General features: G+C 65.8%; 14 protein-coding genes. 6 read left to right on the forward strand and 8 right to left on the reverse strand.

Features of this window, described 5'->3' with window-relative positions:
• Positions 1-13 precede the first annotated feature (13 nt).
• The 4 genes from KW835_RS14445 to KW835_RS14460 all read left to right on the forward strand — a co-directional run bounded on the left by KW835_RS14445 (position 14) and on the right by KW835_RS14460 (position 4,011).
• Positions 14-952: a dihydrodipicolinate synthase family protein gene (locus tag KW835_RS14445; protein WP_218383510.1), complete on the forward strand. Its 939-nt coding sequence runs from the start codon at positions 14-16 to the stop codon at positions 950-952.
• 76 nt (positions 953-1,028) lie between these two features.
• Positions 1,029-2,003, forward strand: a complete 975-nt coding sequence (locus tag KW835_RS14450) for a tripartite tricarboxylate transporter substrate binding protein (protein ID WP_218383518.1) — start codon at positions 1,029-1,031, stop codon at positions 2,001-2,003.
• The gene (locus KW835_RS14455; protein ID WP_218383520.1) at positions 1,993-2,691 is read left to right on the forward strand and encodes an SDR family oxidoreductase; all 699 of its coding nucleotides are present in this window, start codon (positions 1,993-1,995) and stop codon (positions 2,689-2,691) included. The genes KW835_RS14450 and KW835_RS14455 overlap by 11 nt, the downstream gene beginning before the upstream one ends.
• A 153-nt stretch (positions 2,692-2,844) precedes the next feature.
• Entirely contained in the window at positions 2,845-4,011 is a 1,167-nt protein-coding gene (locus tag KW835_RS14460) for a mandelate racemase/muconate lactonizing enzyme family protein (protein ID WP_218383522.1), read from the forward strand.
• A 187-nt stretch (positions 4,012-4,198) separates the two neighbouring features.
• Here KW835_RS14460 and KW835_RS14465 read toward each other — a convergent pair whose 3' ends face one another.
• The 3 genes from KW835_RS14465 to msuE all read right to left on the reverse strand — a co-directional run bounded on the left by KW835_RS14465 (position 4,199) and on the right by msuE (position 6,954).
• Entirely contained in the window at positions 4,199-5,224 is a 1,026-nt protein-coding gene (locus KW835_RS14465) for a methionine synthase (protein WP_218383528.1), read from the reverse strand.
• Positions 5,225-5,304: 80 nt separating this feature from the next.
• A complete protein-coding gene (locus KW835_RS14470; RefSeq protein WP_218383529.1) occupies positions 5,305-6,303 on the reverse strand; it encodes a DUF1852 domain-containing protein in 999 nt (332 codons plus the stop codon).
• Between the two features lie 48 nt (positions 6,304-6,351).
• Positions 6,352-6,954, reverse strand: coding sequence for an FMN reductase (gene msuE / locus KW835_RS14475; protein WP_218383531.1), 603 nt, complete (start codon positions 6,952-6,954; stop codon positions 6,352-6,354).
• Positions 6,955-7,031: 77 nt separating this feature from the next.
• Between msuE and KW835_RS14480 the strand changes: the two genes are divergently transcribed.
• Complete coding sequence (locus tag KW835_RS14480; protein ID WP_218383533.1) at positions 7,032-7,937, forward strand: LysR family transcriptional regulator; 906 nt, start codon at positions 7,032-7,034, stop codon at positions 7,935-7,937.
• On the opposite strand, the gene KW835_RS14485 is transcribed toward KW835_RS14480, so the two are convergent.
• The 4 genes from KW835_RS14485 to KW835_RS14500 all read right to left on the reverse strand — a co-directional run bounded on the left by KW835_RS14485 (position 7,918) and on the right by KW835_RS14500 (position 13,327).
• Positions 7,918-9,558, reverse strand: a complete 1,641-nt coding sequence (locus KW835_RS14485) for a tannase/feruloyl esterase family alpha/beta hydrolase (protein ID WP_255593534.1) — start codon at positions 9,556-9,558, stop codon at positions 7,918-7,920. The two genes, KW835_RS14480 and KW835_RS14485, sit on opposite strands and share 20 nt — an antisense overlap.
• Before the next feature lie 188 nt (positions 9,559-9,746).
• Positions 9,747-10,757, reverse strand: a complete 1,011-nt coding sequence (locus KW835_RS14490; RefSeq protein ID WP_255593535.1) for a helix-turn-helix transcriptional regulator — start codon at positions 10,755-10,757, stop codon at positions 9,747-9,749.
• A gap of 168 nt (positions 10,758-10,925) precedes the next feature.
• The gene (locus KW835_RS14495; protein WP_218383536.1) at positions 10,926-12,023 is read right to left on the reverse strand and encodes a M14 family metallopeptidase; all 1,098 of its coding nucleotides are present in this window, start codon (positions 12,021-12,023) and stop codon (positions 10,926-10,928) included.
• 98 nt (positions 12,024-12,121) lie between these two features.
• Positions 12,122-13,327, reverse strand: a complete 1,206-nt coding sequence (locus KW835_RS14500) for a M20 aminoacylase family protein (RefSeq protein ID WP_218383537.1) — start codon at positions 13,325-13,327, stop codon at positions 12,122-12,124.
• Positions 13,328-13,405: 78 nt separating this feature from the next.
• Between KW835_RS14500 and argE the strand changes: the two genes are divergently transcribed.
• Positions 13,406-14,575 carry an acetylornithine deacetylase gene (argE, locus tag KW835_RS14505; protein WP_218383539.1) on the forward strand — a complete coding sequence of 390 codons (1,170 nt, stop codon included), beginning with the start codon at positions 13,406-13,408 and terminating at the stop codon, positions 14,573-14,575.
• Positions 14,576-14,739: 164 nt separating this feature from the next.
• Here the strand turns inward: argE and KW835_RS14510 are convergent, their stop codons facing one another.
• On the reverse strand, positions 14,740-15,888 hold the full coding sequence (locus tag KW835_RS14510; RefSeq protein ID WP_218383540.1) for an ABC transporter substrate-binding protein: 1,149 nt from the start codon (positions 15,886-15,888) through the stop codon (positions 14,740-14,742).
• Positions 15,889-16,019: the final 131 nt, after the last annotated feature.

Below are 16,019 nucleotides of genomic sequence, written 5' to 3' on the forward strand. Positions count from 1 at the left end.
GAGACAAGAAAACATGCCTGCCATCTCGAATTATCGCGGGATCATCCCCGCCATCTCGTGCCCCTTCACGCCGGACCACCGCATCGACGAACCCGCACTGCGCAAGCTCGCGTGCTGGCTGGCGGGCCACGACGGCGTGGTCGCCATCATGACCAACGGCCACACGGGCGAGGTCTTCTCGCTGACGCCGGCCGAGCGCGCCGAGGTCACCCGCATCGTGGCGGACGAGCTCAAGGGCCGCATGCCCGTCATCTCCTCCATCGTGTGCGAAGGTTTGGCCGATGCGGCCGAGCACGCCCGCGCCGCCGTCGAAGCCGGCGCCGTGGCGCTGGACGTGATGCCCCCGCACCACTGGCTGCGCTTTGGCTTCACACCCGGCCACGCGCTGCAGTATTTCGAGGCCATCCACAAGGCGGCTCCCAGCGCCGACCTGGTCTGCCACGTCTACCCTGCCTGGACACGCGCCTCGTACTCGTCGCAGCTGCTGGCGGACCTGGCCCGGCTGCCCTATCTGCAGGCTTTCAAGGTGGGCCAGCGCGACATGAACAAGTACGCCCGCGACATCCAGGCGATCCGCGAGGCCGATGCGTCCAAGGCCATCCTGACCTGCCACGACGAGTACCTGCTGGCCTCGATGGTGCAGGGCGTGGACGGCGCTTTGGTGGGCTTTGCCACCTTCATTCCGCAGCTCATCATCGATTTGTGGAACGCCGTGAAGGCCGGTGATTTGAAGAAGGCCATGGCCGTGCAGGCTGTCATCACGCCGCTGAAAGACGCTGTGTACGGCGGCGGCGAACCCACGGGCGAGGCCCACGCCCGCATGAAGGGCGGCATGTACCTGGCCGGTGTTCTGGACGACGCCACGGTGCGCCCACCGACCGAGGCGCCCAACGCGAAGGAAGTCGAGGCCCTGCGCGCTGCGGTGAAGCAGGCCGGTCTGCTCAAGCGCTGAGTGATGGATGTGGGCGGGGGATTTTGAGTCCCCCGCGTTGGTAGTTCTCGAACAAAAAGACCGGAGACAAGACACCATGCGACGCAATCAATTTCTCAGCATCACCCTGCGCACGGCCCTGGGCACCGCCACGCTCGCCATGGCAGCCGGCAGCTTTGCACAGGCCTACCCCACCAAGCCGGTGCGGGTGGTCATCCCCTTTCCGCCGGGCGGCACGCTGGACACCGTGGGCCGTCAACTCGCGCAGAAGCTGGGCGAACAGATGGGCCAGAACTTCATCGTCGAGAACAAGCCCGGCGGCAACGGCGTGATCGGCGGCGACGTGGTGGCCAAGGCGCAGGCCGATGGCTACACGCTGCTGTTCAACGCATCCACCTTCACCACCGCACCCATGACCATGAAGTCCGTGCCCTACGGCGTGGTCAAGGACTTCACGCCCGTGGCGCTGGTGGCCAAGGCACCGCTGTCGGTGGCCATCAACAAGAACCTGCCGGTCACCGACATCAAGTCGCTGATGGCCTATGCCAAGGCCAACCCCGGCAAGATGACGTTTGCGGTGGGCTCCATCGGATCGGCCGGGCACCTGTCGACCGAATTGCTCAAGCGCGCCGGCCAACTCGACTACCTGATCGTGCCGTACAAGGGCACGGCGCCCGCGTTCCAGGACCTGATCGGCGGGCAGATCGACGGCTTCATCGACCCCATCCTCGGCTCGCTGCAGTACCACAAGAGCGGCATGCTGCGCGTGGTGGCCGTCACCTCCGCGCAGCGCGCAGCCAGCCTGCCCGACGTGCCCACGGTGGGCGAGACGATTCCGGGCTACGAGTTCTACAGCTGGTATGGCCTGTGGGGTCCGGCCAAGCTGCCGGCCGACATCACCCAGCGGCTGAACACCGAGGTGAACAAGGCCCTGGCCGAGATGACACCCAAGCTGCGCGAGCAGGGTTTGCTAACCACGCCGGGCAGCGTGGAGGACTTCGCCAAGTTCCAGCGCAGCGACATGGAGCGGTCGCAAAAAATCGTGACCGAAGGGAACATCCGTGTCGAGTAATGCCCGCCACGCCGTAGTCACTGGCGCCAGCAGCGGCATAGGCCGCAGCATCGCCGAATCGCTGCTGGCAGACGGCTGGCGTGTGAGCGGTCTGGACGTTGCGCAGCCGTCGATCGTCGATCCATCGTTCACCCACATCGCCGTCAACCTGGTCGATGGCGCAGACATCGCCCGCGTGGCCGCAACGTTGCCCGGCGTGGACGCGCTGGTCCATGCGGCCGGCGTGCTGCGTGTGGGGCCGCTGGGCCAGCTCGACCATGCGGGCGGCGAACTGATGTGGCGCCTGCACGTGGACGCCGCCACCCGCCTTGCCGACGCCATCGTGCCCGGCATGGCGCAACGCGGCCAGGGGCGCGTGGTGTTCATTGGCAGCCGCGTGGCGCAGGGCATGGCCGGGCGCGGTCAGTACGCCGCGACCAAGGCCGCGCTGATTGCGCTGGCGCGCAGCTGGGCGGCCGAGGTGGCCGCCCAGGGCGTGACGTTGAACGTGGTCTCGCCTGCGGCCACCGCCACCGGCATGCTGAGCGACCCCGCGCGCCAGGGCAGCGCGCCGCGCCTGCCGCCCATCGGCCGCCTGATCAAGCCGGCCGAGATCGCCGCGCTGGTGGGCTTTCTTCTTTCCGCCCCTGCTGCCGCCATCACGGGGCAGGACATCGCGATTTGCGGGGGCTCGTCGCTCGCCCGCTGAGTCGCTTTCTTGTCATCTATTCCTCTATGAATTCATCCACTTGAACCGTTCACGCTGAGCTTGTCGAAGCGCCGCGCAAGGCTTCGACGGGCTCAGCCCGAACGGTGGGTTCAGTTCAAAGATTTCGTTTCAACCGCCAACCACTACGACACCATGAAGATCGTCAACATCCTCGAATCGACACGCCCGATCAAATCGGACATCCGCAACGCCTACATCGACTTCTCGAAGATGACGCTCAGCCTCGTGGCCGTGGTCACCGACGTGATCCGCGACGGCAAGCCGGTGATCGGCTACGGCTTCAACTCCAACGGCCGCTACGGCCAGGGCGCGCTGATGCGTGACCGCTTCATCCCGCGCGTGCTGGAGGCCGAGCCCGCCAGCCTGCTCGACGCCACTGGCGAAAACATCGACCCGCACAAGGTCTGGGCCCGCATGATGATCAACGAGAAGCCCGGCGGCCACGGCGAGCGCTCGGTGGCCGTGGGCACCATCGACATGGCGGTGTGGGACGCCACGGCAAAAATAGCGGGCAAGCCGCTGTTCCAGCTGCTGGCCGAGCGCTACGGCAACGGCACGCCCAACCCGCGTGTGTTCGTCTACGCGGCAGGCGGCTACTACTACCCCGGCAAGGGACTCGAGGCGCTGCAGCGCGAAATGGAAAGCTACCTGGCGCGCGGCTACTCGGTGGTCAAGATGAAGATCGGCGGCGCCACGCTGGCCGAAGACTGCGAACGCATCGAGTCGGTGCTCAAGATCCTGGGCCCGGGCCAGCAACTGGCGGTGGACGCCAATGGCCGCTTCGATCTGAAGACGGCCATCGAGTACGGCAAGGCCCTGTCGCAGTACCCGCTGTTCTGGTACGAGGAAGCCGGCGACCCGCTGGACTACGAGCTGCAGGCGAAGCTGGGCGAGGTCTACCAAGGCCCCATGGCCACGGGCGAGAATCTGTTCTCGATGCAGGACGCGCGCAACCTGATCCGCCACGGCGGCATGCACAAGGACCGCGACTGGCTGCAGTTTGACTGCGCACTGAGCTACGGCCTGGTGGAGTACCTGCGCACGCTCGACATGCTCAAGGAACACGGCTGGTCCCCCAGCCGCTGCATCCCGCACGGCGGCCACCAGATGTCGCTGGCCATTGCCGCGGGCCTGGGCCTGGGCGGCAACGAGAGCTACCCGGACCTGTTCCAGCCCTACGGCGGCTTCCCGGACGGCGTGAAGGTGGACAACGGCTATGTCACGCTGCCGCCGCTGCCGGGCATCGGCTTCGAGGGCAAGTCGGACCTGATCGCGGAGATGCGCGCACTGGCATCTTGAGCGTTAAATTGGGCTCTACCGCTTAGTGGATAAGCGCTAGCAGCTATTAAATTTGAAGTGGCCGCATGTGCGGCCACTTCAGTTTCCGACAGTTCCCGGAGTTACCCAGCAAGTGCACTGGGCGCCATGCACACCGGGGGGTCAATCGGGATGGCGGGGCACCACCACCACAACCACCGGGCAGGCGTTACGCTGCGACGAGTCGCTCCTTGGCAAGCTTCGTGCCGTCTGCCAGCGCTTTCAGCTTGCGCCACGCCACGTCCCGCCCCATGGGCGCCAGTCCACAATTCGTGCAAGGGAACAGCCGCTCCTTGGGCACGAACTCCAGCGCCCGGGCGATGGTGTCCGCTACTTCCTCTGGGGTCTCGACCACGTCGCTCGCCACATCGATCACGCCGACCATCACGTCCTTGCCGGCCAGCAGTTTCATCAGGTCGGGCGGCACGTGGGAATGGATGCATTCCAGGCTCACCTGGTCAATGCTGCTCTTGGCCAGCGCGGGGAACACGGCTTCGTACTGGCGCCATTCGGCGCCCAGGGTGCTCTTCCAGTCGGTGTTGGCCTTGATGCCGTAGCCGTAGCAGATGTGCACTGCCGTCTTGCAGGTCAGGCCCTGCGCCGCGCGTTCGAGCGCCTGCACACCCCAGTCGGCCGCGTCCTTCATGTAGACGTTGAAGGCGGGCTCGTCGAACTGGATGATGTCCACGCCATCGGCCTGCAGCGCGAGCGCTTCCTGGTTGAGCAGCTCCGCAAATGCGAAGGCCATCTTGACCTTGTCGCCATAGAAGCGGTCTGCCACGGTGTCGACGATGGTCATCGGGCCCGGCAGGGTGAACTTGAGTTTCTTTTTGGTGTGCGCGCGTGCCAGTTGGGCCTCGACGGCGTGCACGCGGCCCTTCAGGCGCAGGGCTGAGACCACCTGCGGCACCATCGCGTCGTAGCGGTTGTCGCGGATGCCCATCTTCACCTTGTGCTCGAAGTCGATGCCTTCGACCTGTTCTAGGAAGCCGTGCACGAAGTGCTGGCGCGATTGCTCGCCGTCGCCCACGATGTCCAGGCCCGCATCCTCCTGGGCCTTGATCCACAGCAGCGTGGCGTCGGCCTTGGCCTGGGCCAGCGCATCACCCTCGACCACCCACTGGGGCCAGAGCTTATGGGTTTCTGCCAGCCAGGCGGGTTTGGGCAGGCTGCCGGCGATGGAGGTTTCAAACATCTGACGATTCCTTAAAAGCAACGAAGGGGTGGGTGAGCATATTCCGGGACTTGGGCCCGGTGGTGGTGAAAGCCGAGTGGTCAGTGGGCGTGGGCAGCAGCAGTAGATGCAGCAGCCCATTGCTCCAAGACGTTCTTGTACGGCTTGATGAAGTGCTCCTCTGCAAACTTCCCCTGCTTGACCGCCAGTTGGCTGCGCTCCTCCCGGTCATACACGATCTGCGTCAACGAGTAGTCCTGGTTCTTCAGGCTCGGCTGGTAGAGCTTTCCTGCCGCTGAATTGGCGTTGTATATCTCGGGACGGTAGATTTTTTGAAAGGTTTCCATCGTGCTGATGGTGCCGATCAGCTCCAGGCTCGTGTAGTCGCCCAGCAGGTCGCCGTGACAGTAGAAAGCCAGGGGCGCGACGGCATTCGCGGGCATGAAAAATCGGACCTGCATCCCCATTTTTGCGAAGTAGTGGTCGGTGGAAGACGGCTCACTCTGTTGGTATTCGATGCCCAGCACCGGGTGCTGGTTGCCGGTGCGTCGGTAGGTCTTGCTGGTCGATGCACTGATGCAGATGACCGGCGGCTTGGCGAAACGCTCCTTGTAGAGGCGTGAGTGGGCGAACTGCTGGAACAGCCTGCCGTGCAGCTCGCCAAAATCAGGGGGCGTGCCGAATTCTGCGCGGTGGGCGTTGTACTGCGGCAGCAGCACGCTGAAGTCGTAGTCGCGCACGTAGGACGAGAAATTGTTGCCCGCGATGCCCTGAATGCGTTGGTTCGCTGACTTGTCGAGGATGCAGGTCTTCAGTATCTCGATCAGCGGAAATGCCGCAGTGCCCGCATCGGCATTCAGGCTCATCTCGACCGAGATGATCTCCAGCTCGACGCTGTAGCGGTCCCCCGTGGGATTGTCCCAATGCGCCAGGTCGTTGAAGCGGTTGTCAATCATCTTGAGCGTGTTGCGCAGGTTCTGTTGCCGGCGGGCGCCGCGCGCCAGGTTGGCAAAGTTGGTGGTGATGCGCGTGCTGTCCGATGGCTCATAGTTTTCATCGAAACGAAGGCTTTTGAGGGTGAAGCTGAATTCGTCGTTCATGGCGGTCCAGTGGCTTGAATATTCGGAAATGAAGAGCCGGTTCCTGCGTCAGGCCAGAGCCACAACACCCGCCCGCGAGGCTTGGGCGTGGCGTGCCCACGGCAGGAGCGGCAAGGCGCGTTGGACGGCCAGGCTGGCCCGGTTGATCAGGGCATCGTCCCGCAGCCGGTAGTCCACGAAATCCTTGTCGGTCGCATACACACCCAGCGGCAAGGTGCGCGCCTGGAAGAAGCTGAACAGCGGCCGCAGCTGGTGGTCGATCACCAGGGCATGGCGCTCACTGCCGCCGGTGGCGGCCAGCAGCACAGGCTTGTCGATCAAGGCGTCTTGACCCACGAAGTCGAAGAAGTGCTTGAACAAGCCCGGATAGGAGCCGCGGTACACGGGCGTCGCCACCACCAGCACATCGGCCTGCTCGACCGCTGCAAGCTCCCGCTCCATCGCCTCGGGCAGTTGAGAGCGCCCCACCGCGCCAGCGAACATCGGTGCGAGCTGGCCTACGTCCACCAAGCGCTGTTCGCAGGGGACTTCGTCGGCGATCAGGTCCAGCAGGTGCTCTGCCAGGGCTGCGGACCTGGAGGGGCGCTGCAAACCGCCGGAGACTGCGACGATGCGCAGAGGATGCGCTGGGTGTGCTGTGCGTGCGTTCATGGGAGGCAATGCTAGTGGCGGCGACCCATGAAGTAAAATGGTCTTATTTCATAAATCCATGAATCTGGATCATTCAAATGCTGGAACGCATTCACCTGAGCATTGTTCAGCAAGTTGAAAAACAAGGGTCGCTGACGGCCGCTGCGGGCGTGTTGAACCTCACCCAGTCGGCGCTGAGCCACAGCATGAAGAAGCTGGAGCAGCAGCTGGGCACCGACGTGTGGTTGCGCGAAGGCCGGAGCCTGCGCCTCACGCAGGCCGGCCAGTACCTGCTGGCCGTGGCCAACCGCGTGCTGCCGCAGCTGGACCTGGCCGAAGAGCGCCTGGGCCAGTTTGCGCAGGGCGAGCGCGGCGCGCTGCGCATCGGCATGGAATGCCACCCGTGCTACCAGTGGCTGCTCAAAGTGGTGTCCCCCTATCTGGCCGCATGGCCGGACGTGGACGTGGACGTCAAGCAGAAATTCCAGTTCGGCGGGATCGGTGCGCTCTTCGGCTTCGAGATCGACCTGCTGGTCACGCCCGACCCGCTGTTCAAACCCGGACTGAGGTTCGAACCCGTGTTCGACTACGAGCAGGTGCTTGTTGTGGCCAAGGGCCATGCGCTGGCGTCGGCGACCTATGTGAAGCCCCGGCAGCTGACACAGGAAGTGCTCATCAGCTACCCCGTGGACATCGAGCGCCTGGACATCTACAGCCAGTTCCTGCTGCCGGCCGGCGTCACGCCCAAGCGCCACAAAACCATCGAGACCACCGACATCATGCTGCAGATGGTGGCCAGCGGCCGCGGGGTGGCCGCCCTGCCGCGCTGGCTGGTGGAAGAGTACGCCGCCAAGATGGACGTGGTGCCCGTGCGGCTGGGCGCGCGCGGCATCGCCAAGCAGATCTTTCTGGGGGCCCGCGAGATGGACACCTCCATCGACTACGTGCGGGCCTTCATCGACCTCGCCCGCACGGCGGTGCTTGCTACGCAGCAGAGCAGGTAAAGCTCTCGGCCTTGGCCGGGTCGCCCGTACCGTTGTAACGCGGGAACTTCGGGTACTCGCACACAGGGCGCTGCGCCACCGGCGTGGTGGTGCCGGGTGCGAACTTCGTGGCCACCAGCTTGTCGGGCGCCGTGCTCTTTTCCACCCAGGCATCCATGGCGGCCAGCAGATCGATGGAGCGCGGCTCGGTGCCCGCGCCGTCCAGGTCATGCCCGTTGGAGGGCGAGGTGACCATGCGCGCAAAGCCCTGCACCTTGCTGGCGCCCAGGCGCTGCTTGACCGAGTCGAAATAGTCCGCCGTGCGGTACACCGACACGCAGGTGTCGCCCAGGCCATACCAGATCAGCAGCTTGCCGCCGTTGTCGGCGAAGGCTGAGATGTCCGGGTCGGTGCCGTCGATCATCCCGGCCAGCCGCGCGTACTGCGCCTGGTACTGGGTCGGGTCGTGGGTCAGGATGTTGGCGTTGGGGTTGCCCTCCACCAGGCGCGCGGCTTCGGTCACGGCCATGTGGTTGAACGAATCAGGGGCATCAAAACTGGTGCCGAACATGTACGACTGCCAGTCCGAGGTGGACGCCCCGCCCCGGCCGTAGCGCGGATAGCCCACCGCGCCGCGCGACAGGGTCACGGGCGTTCGGTGGTCGCTGTAGATGAGGCGGATGGATTCAATCTGCCCGGCCGTCAGGCAGGTGTCGCTGTCAGCCCCCTTGCACAGCAGGTCGGTGGGCACATAGCTGCAGGCCTCGACGTTGCCGATGATGCCGTCCTTCAGGCCGTCCAGGCCATCGCAGGCGGCGGTTTCGGCCTTGGCGTAGAGCGCGATCTTGGCGGGGCTGAGCCAGTTGTCGCGGCTCTTGAAGATGTGCCGCAGCACCGTGGGGCCCAGGTTGACCTGGTGCGCCTGCTGGTTGATGGCGGGCTCCATGGCGACCACGCCGTCATAGTCCTTGGGGTACTTCTGCGTGGCGATGAGGCCGGAGCGCCCGCCGTTGGAATGGCCCATGTGGTAGCGGCGCACGGGGCGCTTGCCATAGAACTCGGTGGCGATGGTCGTGCCGACGTCCAGCACGAAGTGGTTGGCGTCGAACGCATGGTTGCGCAGGGCGACATCGCTGTTGCCCCAGGCGAAACCGCGCACCTGATGGCCGGAGTCGGAGCTGATCTTCACATACGGATTGGCCGATGGCCCCACCAGCTGCTGGTACCAGGGGTCGTCGGTGGGGATGAAGCCGTCGAAGCCACCGCCGCCGATGGTCAGCGTCTTGCCGTTCCACTGCGCGAGGGTGGGCAACTCCACTGCCCAGTTGATGGTGGACTCGGGCGACGAGACGATCTGCCCGCGCACGATGCAGGCGTCGGGCAGCGTGCTGTCGGCCTTGCGCAGCTCGGTGCGCGTGACCTTGGCGCCATGGGGCAACGCGGCGGAGGTGTAGGCGGCGCAGGCTTCGGCCAGGGGTTTGGTGGCCAGCGGGGGGCTGGCGTCGCCACCGCCTCCACAGGCACTGAGCGCGAGGGCTGCGGTGGCGGCCAGGGCACCCGTGGCCCACCGGCCTGGGGACATGGCCTGGGGAGTGGCCTGGTGGCGGGATGCCGCGCTCGCGCGGCGGGGGTTCGGGAACATGCGGAAGTCTCCTGTGATGGTGGTTTTGGGAGACCCCGGCGCCGGGGTCTCCGGTCCGCACGATAGGGAAAGGCCACCGCATTGCAGCCCCTGCAAATGCAGAGGGAGCGGGAAACTACCGAGCGCGCCGCCACCCCCGCAGCCGGGCCCGGATGCCCTCAGGGCTGGTCTTGAGCGGCCGGGGACCGCTACGCGTTGCGCAGCGCCGTCACCAGCTCCAGCTTGTTGCGCACACCCAGCGCGGCATAGGCGGTGCGCAGGTAGGTCCGCACGGTGGCGGGCGTGAGGCCCAATGCGGCCGCAATGTCCTTGTGCGATTGGCCTTGGGCATAGAGCATGGCCGTGCTCAATTCACGCGGCGCCAGCGGCTGCCTGTGCTCGCGCGACACGATACTCATCGCCACCAGCGGGCCGCAGGGCTCCAGGCGCACGCGGCAGCCCTTGCCCACAGCCAGGGTGCACGGCGCACCTGGCAGAGCCTGCGCCACGGCCGCGGGCAGGTGCGTGCCGTTCCAGCCGGGGCTTGCCGCCCCCAGCGCCAGGCTGATGCGCAAGCCCGCGAACAGCAGCTCGCCGGAAGGCCGAGCCAGCGCGAAGCTGTCCCAGGGGCGACCGGGGGCATCGCTTTGCAGGCGCTGCAGGCGGTGGTGCCAGTGCTGCAGCAGGTGCACGACGAACTCACCGAACAGCGCGGTCTCGCCGTCCGAGAACTCCGGCCGACCTGGCGGGCGGTAGATGGAAACGAAGAACATCAGCCCGCTGCGCGGCAGCTCGGCCGTGAGGGCCATGCAGTGGTACAGGCCGTGGCGCTCGCTGAAAGCCAGCACTGCCGGATGCTCAGGGAAATGCGCCACCACATCGCGCTCGCGGATGACCTCGCCCAGGCGCTGCATGGACTGCTGCGCGAACATGTCCACCGCCGCCAGCGCGTTCCACTCCTCGGCGAAGTTTCGGCTCAGGCCGATGCTGCCGTGCAGCCAGTTGCGCGGCCCCGCCTGCGGGTCGCCGGCCGACACCTCGCCCCACCACGCCGAGTCGAACGCCACCAGGCCCCGCAGCGTCTGCATGGCCATGTGCAGCAAGTCCTGGGGCTGCGCGTTCTGGGCCTGCTGCGACAGCTGCAGCAGGCTGCGGCTGAGCGCGCGCAGCGGGTCAAGTGCTGCGCCTCCGGGCGCGTGCGCCGGTGCAGCTGCCGGCAAAGGGGGCGGGCTTACCGGCATGCGCCAGGCCCCGCACCAGCGTCATGGTCGATGGCCATGGTGTCTCCTGGTTTTTGAGGGCGATGGTAGCCGCCCAGCGGCAGGAGCCGCTGCGGTTGCCGAAACGGGCTCAGCGAGCGCGGCGCGCCGCCGAGTGCCCGCCCGGCATCAGGACGCGAGCCCGTCCACCGCCTGGAACATAGACTGCCGCGCCTGGCTCACGATCTGGCCCTTCCACACGTCGGTATCGGTGTAGAACGCGGCGAGCATCTGTGCCTTGATCTGTGCATGCTGCTCGGCGGGCGCTTCGGGGTGCAGGTTGAGCCACTGCTCGGCGCGGATCGCATCCATCACCTCCAGCACCGGCACGGTGCCGTATTCCATCGCGATGCCCGTGCTCTCGGCGTGCGGGCATTCGTCATAGATGGAGTTCCACATCAGCCCGGTGAGGAAGGCCGATGTCGAGGAGCCGTCGTAGATGGACGTGACCGGCGTGGCGCCTCCGCCGTCCCACCACGCGCGGGCGCGCGCCACCGAACTGGCGTCGTCCTTGCCGGCATAGATGCGCTCGCCATGGCCGCTCGGGCCCAGGCCCGTGTGCAGGTCGATCCAGGCAATGTTCGATGCCTTGGCTCCGTGCTGGCGCAGCACCTGGCGCAGTGTGAGGTTGCTCCAGGTGGGCTCGGTGCCACCGAAGAACACGCCTTGCGGAAACTCGTGCTGGCCCTGCGTAATGGCGGCCTGCCAGGCGGCTTCGCCGTGCGTGTCGATGTACTGCTGCCGGGCGGCGTCGTTCTCGGCCGATGGCGGCCATTGCTCTGGCAACAGCAGGTGCTGCACCTCGCGGTAGGCCTTGTTCACCGGCAGGGGCTGGGAGAAGTCCTGGAAGTTGCGGTTCAGGTCCACGTTCTCGTGCGTGAAGCGGCGCACATGCGAGAAGCCGTAGGGGTTGAGCGCGTGGATGTACAGCGTGGCCACACCGGCCGCGCGCGCCTTGTCGCGCCACTCCTGGTCGTGCAGCGCGAACACCTGCACGCCACTGCCGCAGTAGCCCTCCACGCCGTGGCAAGCGCTGCTCACGATGAGCAGCTTCTTGGCATCGGCCGGGCCGTCACGCACCACGTCCATCGCCAGGTCTTCGCCGTCACGGCCCTTGAGCGGGTGGACATGCGACTCGGTGGGCAGGCCGGCAGCGGCTGCGGCCTCGAGAAACTTCTTGCGGGCCTGTGCGTAGCTGGGCGAAAAGGCGCTGGCGATGCCGATCATGGGCGGGGCTTTCTGAGGGGGTGAAGAAAAGAAAAGGCAGGGACCGGGCCCGCAAGGCGCGCCCGGTTCAGGAACCACAGGGTGGGCAGGGCGGAGCGTCAGGCCGCAGGCTGCGCCAGCCACTCTTCGGCGAGCTTGACCCAGAAGGTCGCGCCCAGCGGAATCAGGTCGTCATTGAAGTCATAGCTGGGGTTGTGCAGCATGCAGGGGCCACCGCCGTGGCCCATCTCGCGGTGCGTGCCGTCGCCGTTGGCAATGAAGCAATACGCGCCGGGCCTGGCCTGCAGCATGTAGGCGAAGTCTTCGGCCCCCATGGTGGGCTCCTGGTCCAGCACAAGGGCATCGCCCACGATATCGACCATGACCTTGCGGGCAAATTCCGCCTCGGCGGGCGAGTTGATGGTGGGCGGGTAGTTGCGCACGAACTCGAACTCGCAGGTGGCATCGTGCGCTGCGCAGGTGTGCTCTGCCACATGGCGCATGCGCTTTTCGATCAGGTCCAGCACCTCCGTGGTGAAGGTGCGCACGGTGCCCTGCAGCTCCACGCTGTCGGGCACCACGTTGGTGGCCTCGCCGGCATGGATCATGGTGACCGAGATCACACCCGCATCCACCGGCTTCTTGTTGCGGCTGACGATGGTCTGGAAGGTCTGCACCATCTGGCATGCGATCGGAACCGGGTCGATGCCGGTGTGCGGCAGGGCCGCATGGCCGCCCTTGCCGCGGATGGTGATCTTGAAGTCACTGGTCGACGCCATCACCGGGCCGGGGCTCACGGCAAAGGTGCCCGTGGGCATGCCAGGCCAGTTGTGCATGCCGTATACGGCCTGCATGGGGAACTGCTCGAACAGGCCCTCTTCGATCATCACGCGGGCACCGCCACCGCCCTCTTCCGCAGGCTGGAAGATCAGGTACACGGTGCCATCGAAGTTGCGGTGCTTGGCGAAGTGCTGCGCCGCGGCCAGCAGCATGGCCACGTGCCCGTCGTGGCCGCATGCGTGCATCTTGCCCTGGTATTTGCTGGCATGCGCGAAGGTGTTGAACTCCTGCATCGGCAGGGCGTCCATGTCGGCACGCAGTCCGATGGCCCGGCCGCTGGCGCCGCCGTCACGCCCCTTGACGATACCCACCACACCCGTCTTGCCCAGGCCCCGGTGGATCGGGATGCCCCATTCGGTGAGCTTGTGCGCCACCACGTCGGCGGTGCGCACCTCTTCGAAGCACAGCTCGGGATGTGCGTGGATGTCCCGGCGCACGGCGGCAATACTGGCCGCCTGCGTGACGATGGAATCAATAACGTTCATGATATGTATCCTTACGATCTCACAGTCTAGCCCGAGAGCAACTCACGTGCCAACCCGGGTTAATCACCAGTCCACACCATGCTTTCCCCCCACGCCCTCGAACTTGCACAAACCCTGGTGCGCATGAACACCGTCAGCCACAACTCCAACCTGGAGCTGATCCATTTCATCCGCGACCACCTGGCCCGCCTGGGCGTGAAGAGCCGCCTCACCTTCAACGACGACAAGACCAAGGCCAACCTGTTCGCCACCCTGGGCGAGGGCAAGCCGGCGGGCATCATCCTGTCGGGCCACACCGACACCGTGCCGTGGGATGGGCAGGACTGGACGATGGATCCGCTCAGTGCACTTATCAAGGACGGCCCCGAGGGCCCGAGCCTGTACGGGCGTGGCAGCGCCGACATGAAAGCGTTCATCGGCATCGCCGTATCGCAGGCCGAGCAATTCCTGAACAGCAGCGCGCCATTCGCCGTGCACCTGGCCTTCAGCTACGAGGAAGAGATCGGCTGCTTCGGCGTGAAGGAGCTGATTGCCGACCTGCGCGACGCCGACATCAAGCCCCTGGCCTGCATCGTGGGCGAACCCACCAGCATGGTGCCCGCCATCGCCCACAAGGGCGTGTACCGCTACAAGTGCTGCGTGCGCGGCAAGGAGGCGCACTCCTCGCTCACGCCGCACTCGGTCAACGCCATCGAGATGGCGGCCCGCGTGGTCGGCCGCCTGCGCGACATGGGTGAAGGCTTCGAGCGCGAAGAGCCCCGCTTCGAAGGCTTCGACGTTCCGTTCTCCACCACCAGCGTGGGCCAGTTCCACGGCGGCATCGCCGACAACGTGGTGCCGCGCGATGCCGAGTTCCGCTATGAGTTCCGCGACCTGCCCACGGCCAACGCCGCGCAGATGCAGTCCGAGGTGGTGGCGTATGCCAAATCGCTGGAGCCGCGCATGCAGCAGATTGCGCCCGCAGCCGGTTTCTCATTCGAGACCATCTGCGAGATCCCGAGCTTCCTGGGCAGCAAGGACGACCCGGTCACGCGCCTGGCGCAGGCTCTCTCGGGCGAGAAGAGCACCACCCTCGTGGCCTTCGGCACCGAAGCCGGCCTTTTCAAGAACGCCGGCATCTCCACCGTGGTCTGCGGCCCCGGCAGCATCCGCCAGGCCCACCAGCCCGACGAGTATGTGAGCCTGGAACAGCTCGGCCGCTGCGAAGCTTTCATGCAGGGGCTGGCGCGCACTACGTCGATCGACTAGTCAAATCCGGGAAGCCCTACTTTCAAAAATACTCAGCAGTTCACACTGAGCCCTTCGACATGCTCAGGACAGGCCTGTCGAAGCGCCGCGCAAGGCTTCGGCAGGCTCAGCCCGAACGGTTCCGGGTATTGAATGACGGGGCGCGAACCCGCATCCATCCGAGCTCAAGTCCTCACTCTTCCGTCGCCGGTCAGCATCGACATCTCCACAAATTTCGACGCCGCATGGCTGGTGGCGCTGAAGGCCACCGGAAAACCCGAGATCGTCTGGCTGCCGATCGCCTCGGTGCCGGTGATGAAGCTCTCGCGCGTGATCTTGCCGCTGGCCTGGGCCTGGCGCAGTCCTTCGGCGAACACCCGCGCGGCCAGGTAGCCCTCCATGCTGGAGTAGTTGGCCTGCACCTTGTCGCCGCCCTTTTTGATCGCCTCCAGAAACTCGCGCGTGATCTGGCGCGAGGGCTGGTAGGGCGAGGGCACGACCTGCGAGATGACGACGCCCGCGCCGTCCTTGCCCAATTCGTCGGCCAGGGCCTGCGTGCCCACGAAGGAGACGTTGTAGAACGTGCCGCCAAACCCTGCCTTGCGCGCAGAGCGCACGAAAGCCGCGCTGCCAGCGTACGCAGCGATCTGCACCACGGCATCGGGCTTGGCGGCCATGAGCTTGTCGGTGGCGGCCTTGACCTCCACCGAGTTGCGCTCGACCGTGGCTGTGGCCACGGCCGCCAGCTTCAGATCGGCCAGCGCCTTGTTCACGCCGTCAAGCCCCGCCTTGCCATAGGCATCGTTCTGGTAGAACACCGCGATCCTCTTGAGACCCAGATTGGTCAACTGGCGCACGATGAGCGCGGTTTCGTCATAGTACGAGGCACGCACATGGAAGACGAGCCGGTTGAACGGCTGGCGCAGCGCCTCGGCTCCGGTGAACGGGCCGAAGAACGGCAGCTTGGCCTGCGTGAACAACGGCAGCGCGGCCAGGCTGGTGGGCGTGCCGATGTAGCCGAAAAGAGCGAACACGTCGTCGGCGATGAACTTCTTCGTGTTCTCCGCGCAGCGCTCGGGCTCGTAGCCGTCGTCCAGCGTGCGGATCTCGATGGGGCGCTTGCCCACGCCGCCCTGGGCGTTGAGCTGGTCAAAAAAGAGCTTGGCGCCTTGGTTGAACTGCACGCCCAACTGGGCGGCCGGCCCGGTGAACGCTGCGGACTGGCCCAGCACGATGCGGCCTTCGCTCTGGGCCTGCGCCGTGTGAAAGCCTCCAAGCGCAGCAACCCCCACCCCGATGGAAAACTGCCTGCGCCCCAATGCCATTTGCTTCATGGTGAAATCCCTCTTCTTGTCAAAAATCACGAGGTTGACCTCCTCGACGCTGCCGCCGGAAATTTTTCCCAAGCAGCCTGCCAGGGAAACGGCGCACGGTTTGATGGATGTTGGTTGTATATGCACGCTGT

It is taken from the genome of Acidovorax sp. sic0104, assembly GCF_019219095.1.
Classification (GTDB): domain Bacteria; phylum Pseudomonadota; class Gammaproteobacteria; order Burkholderiales; family Burkholderiaceae_C; genus Acidovorax.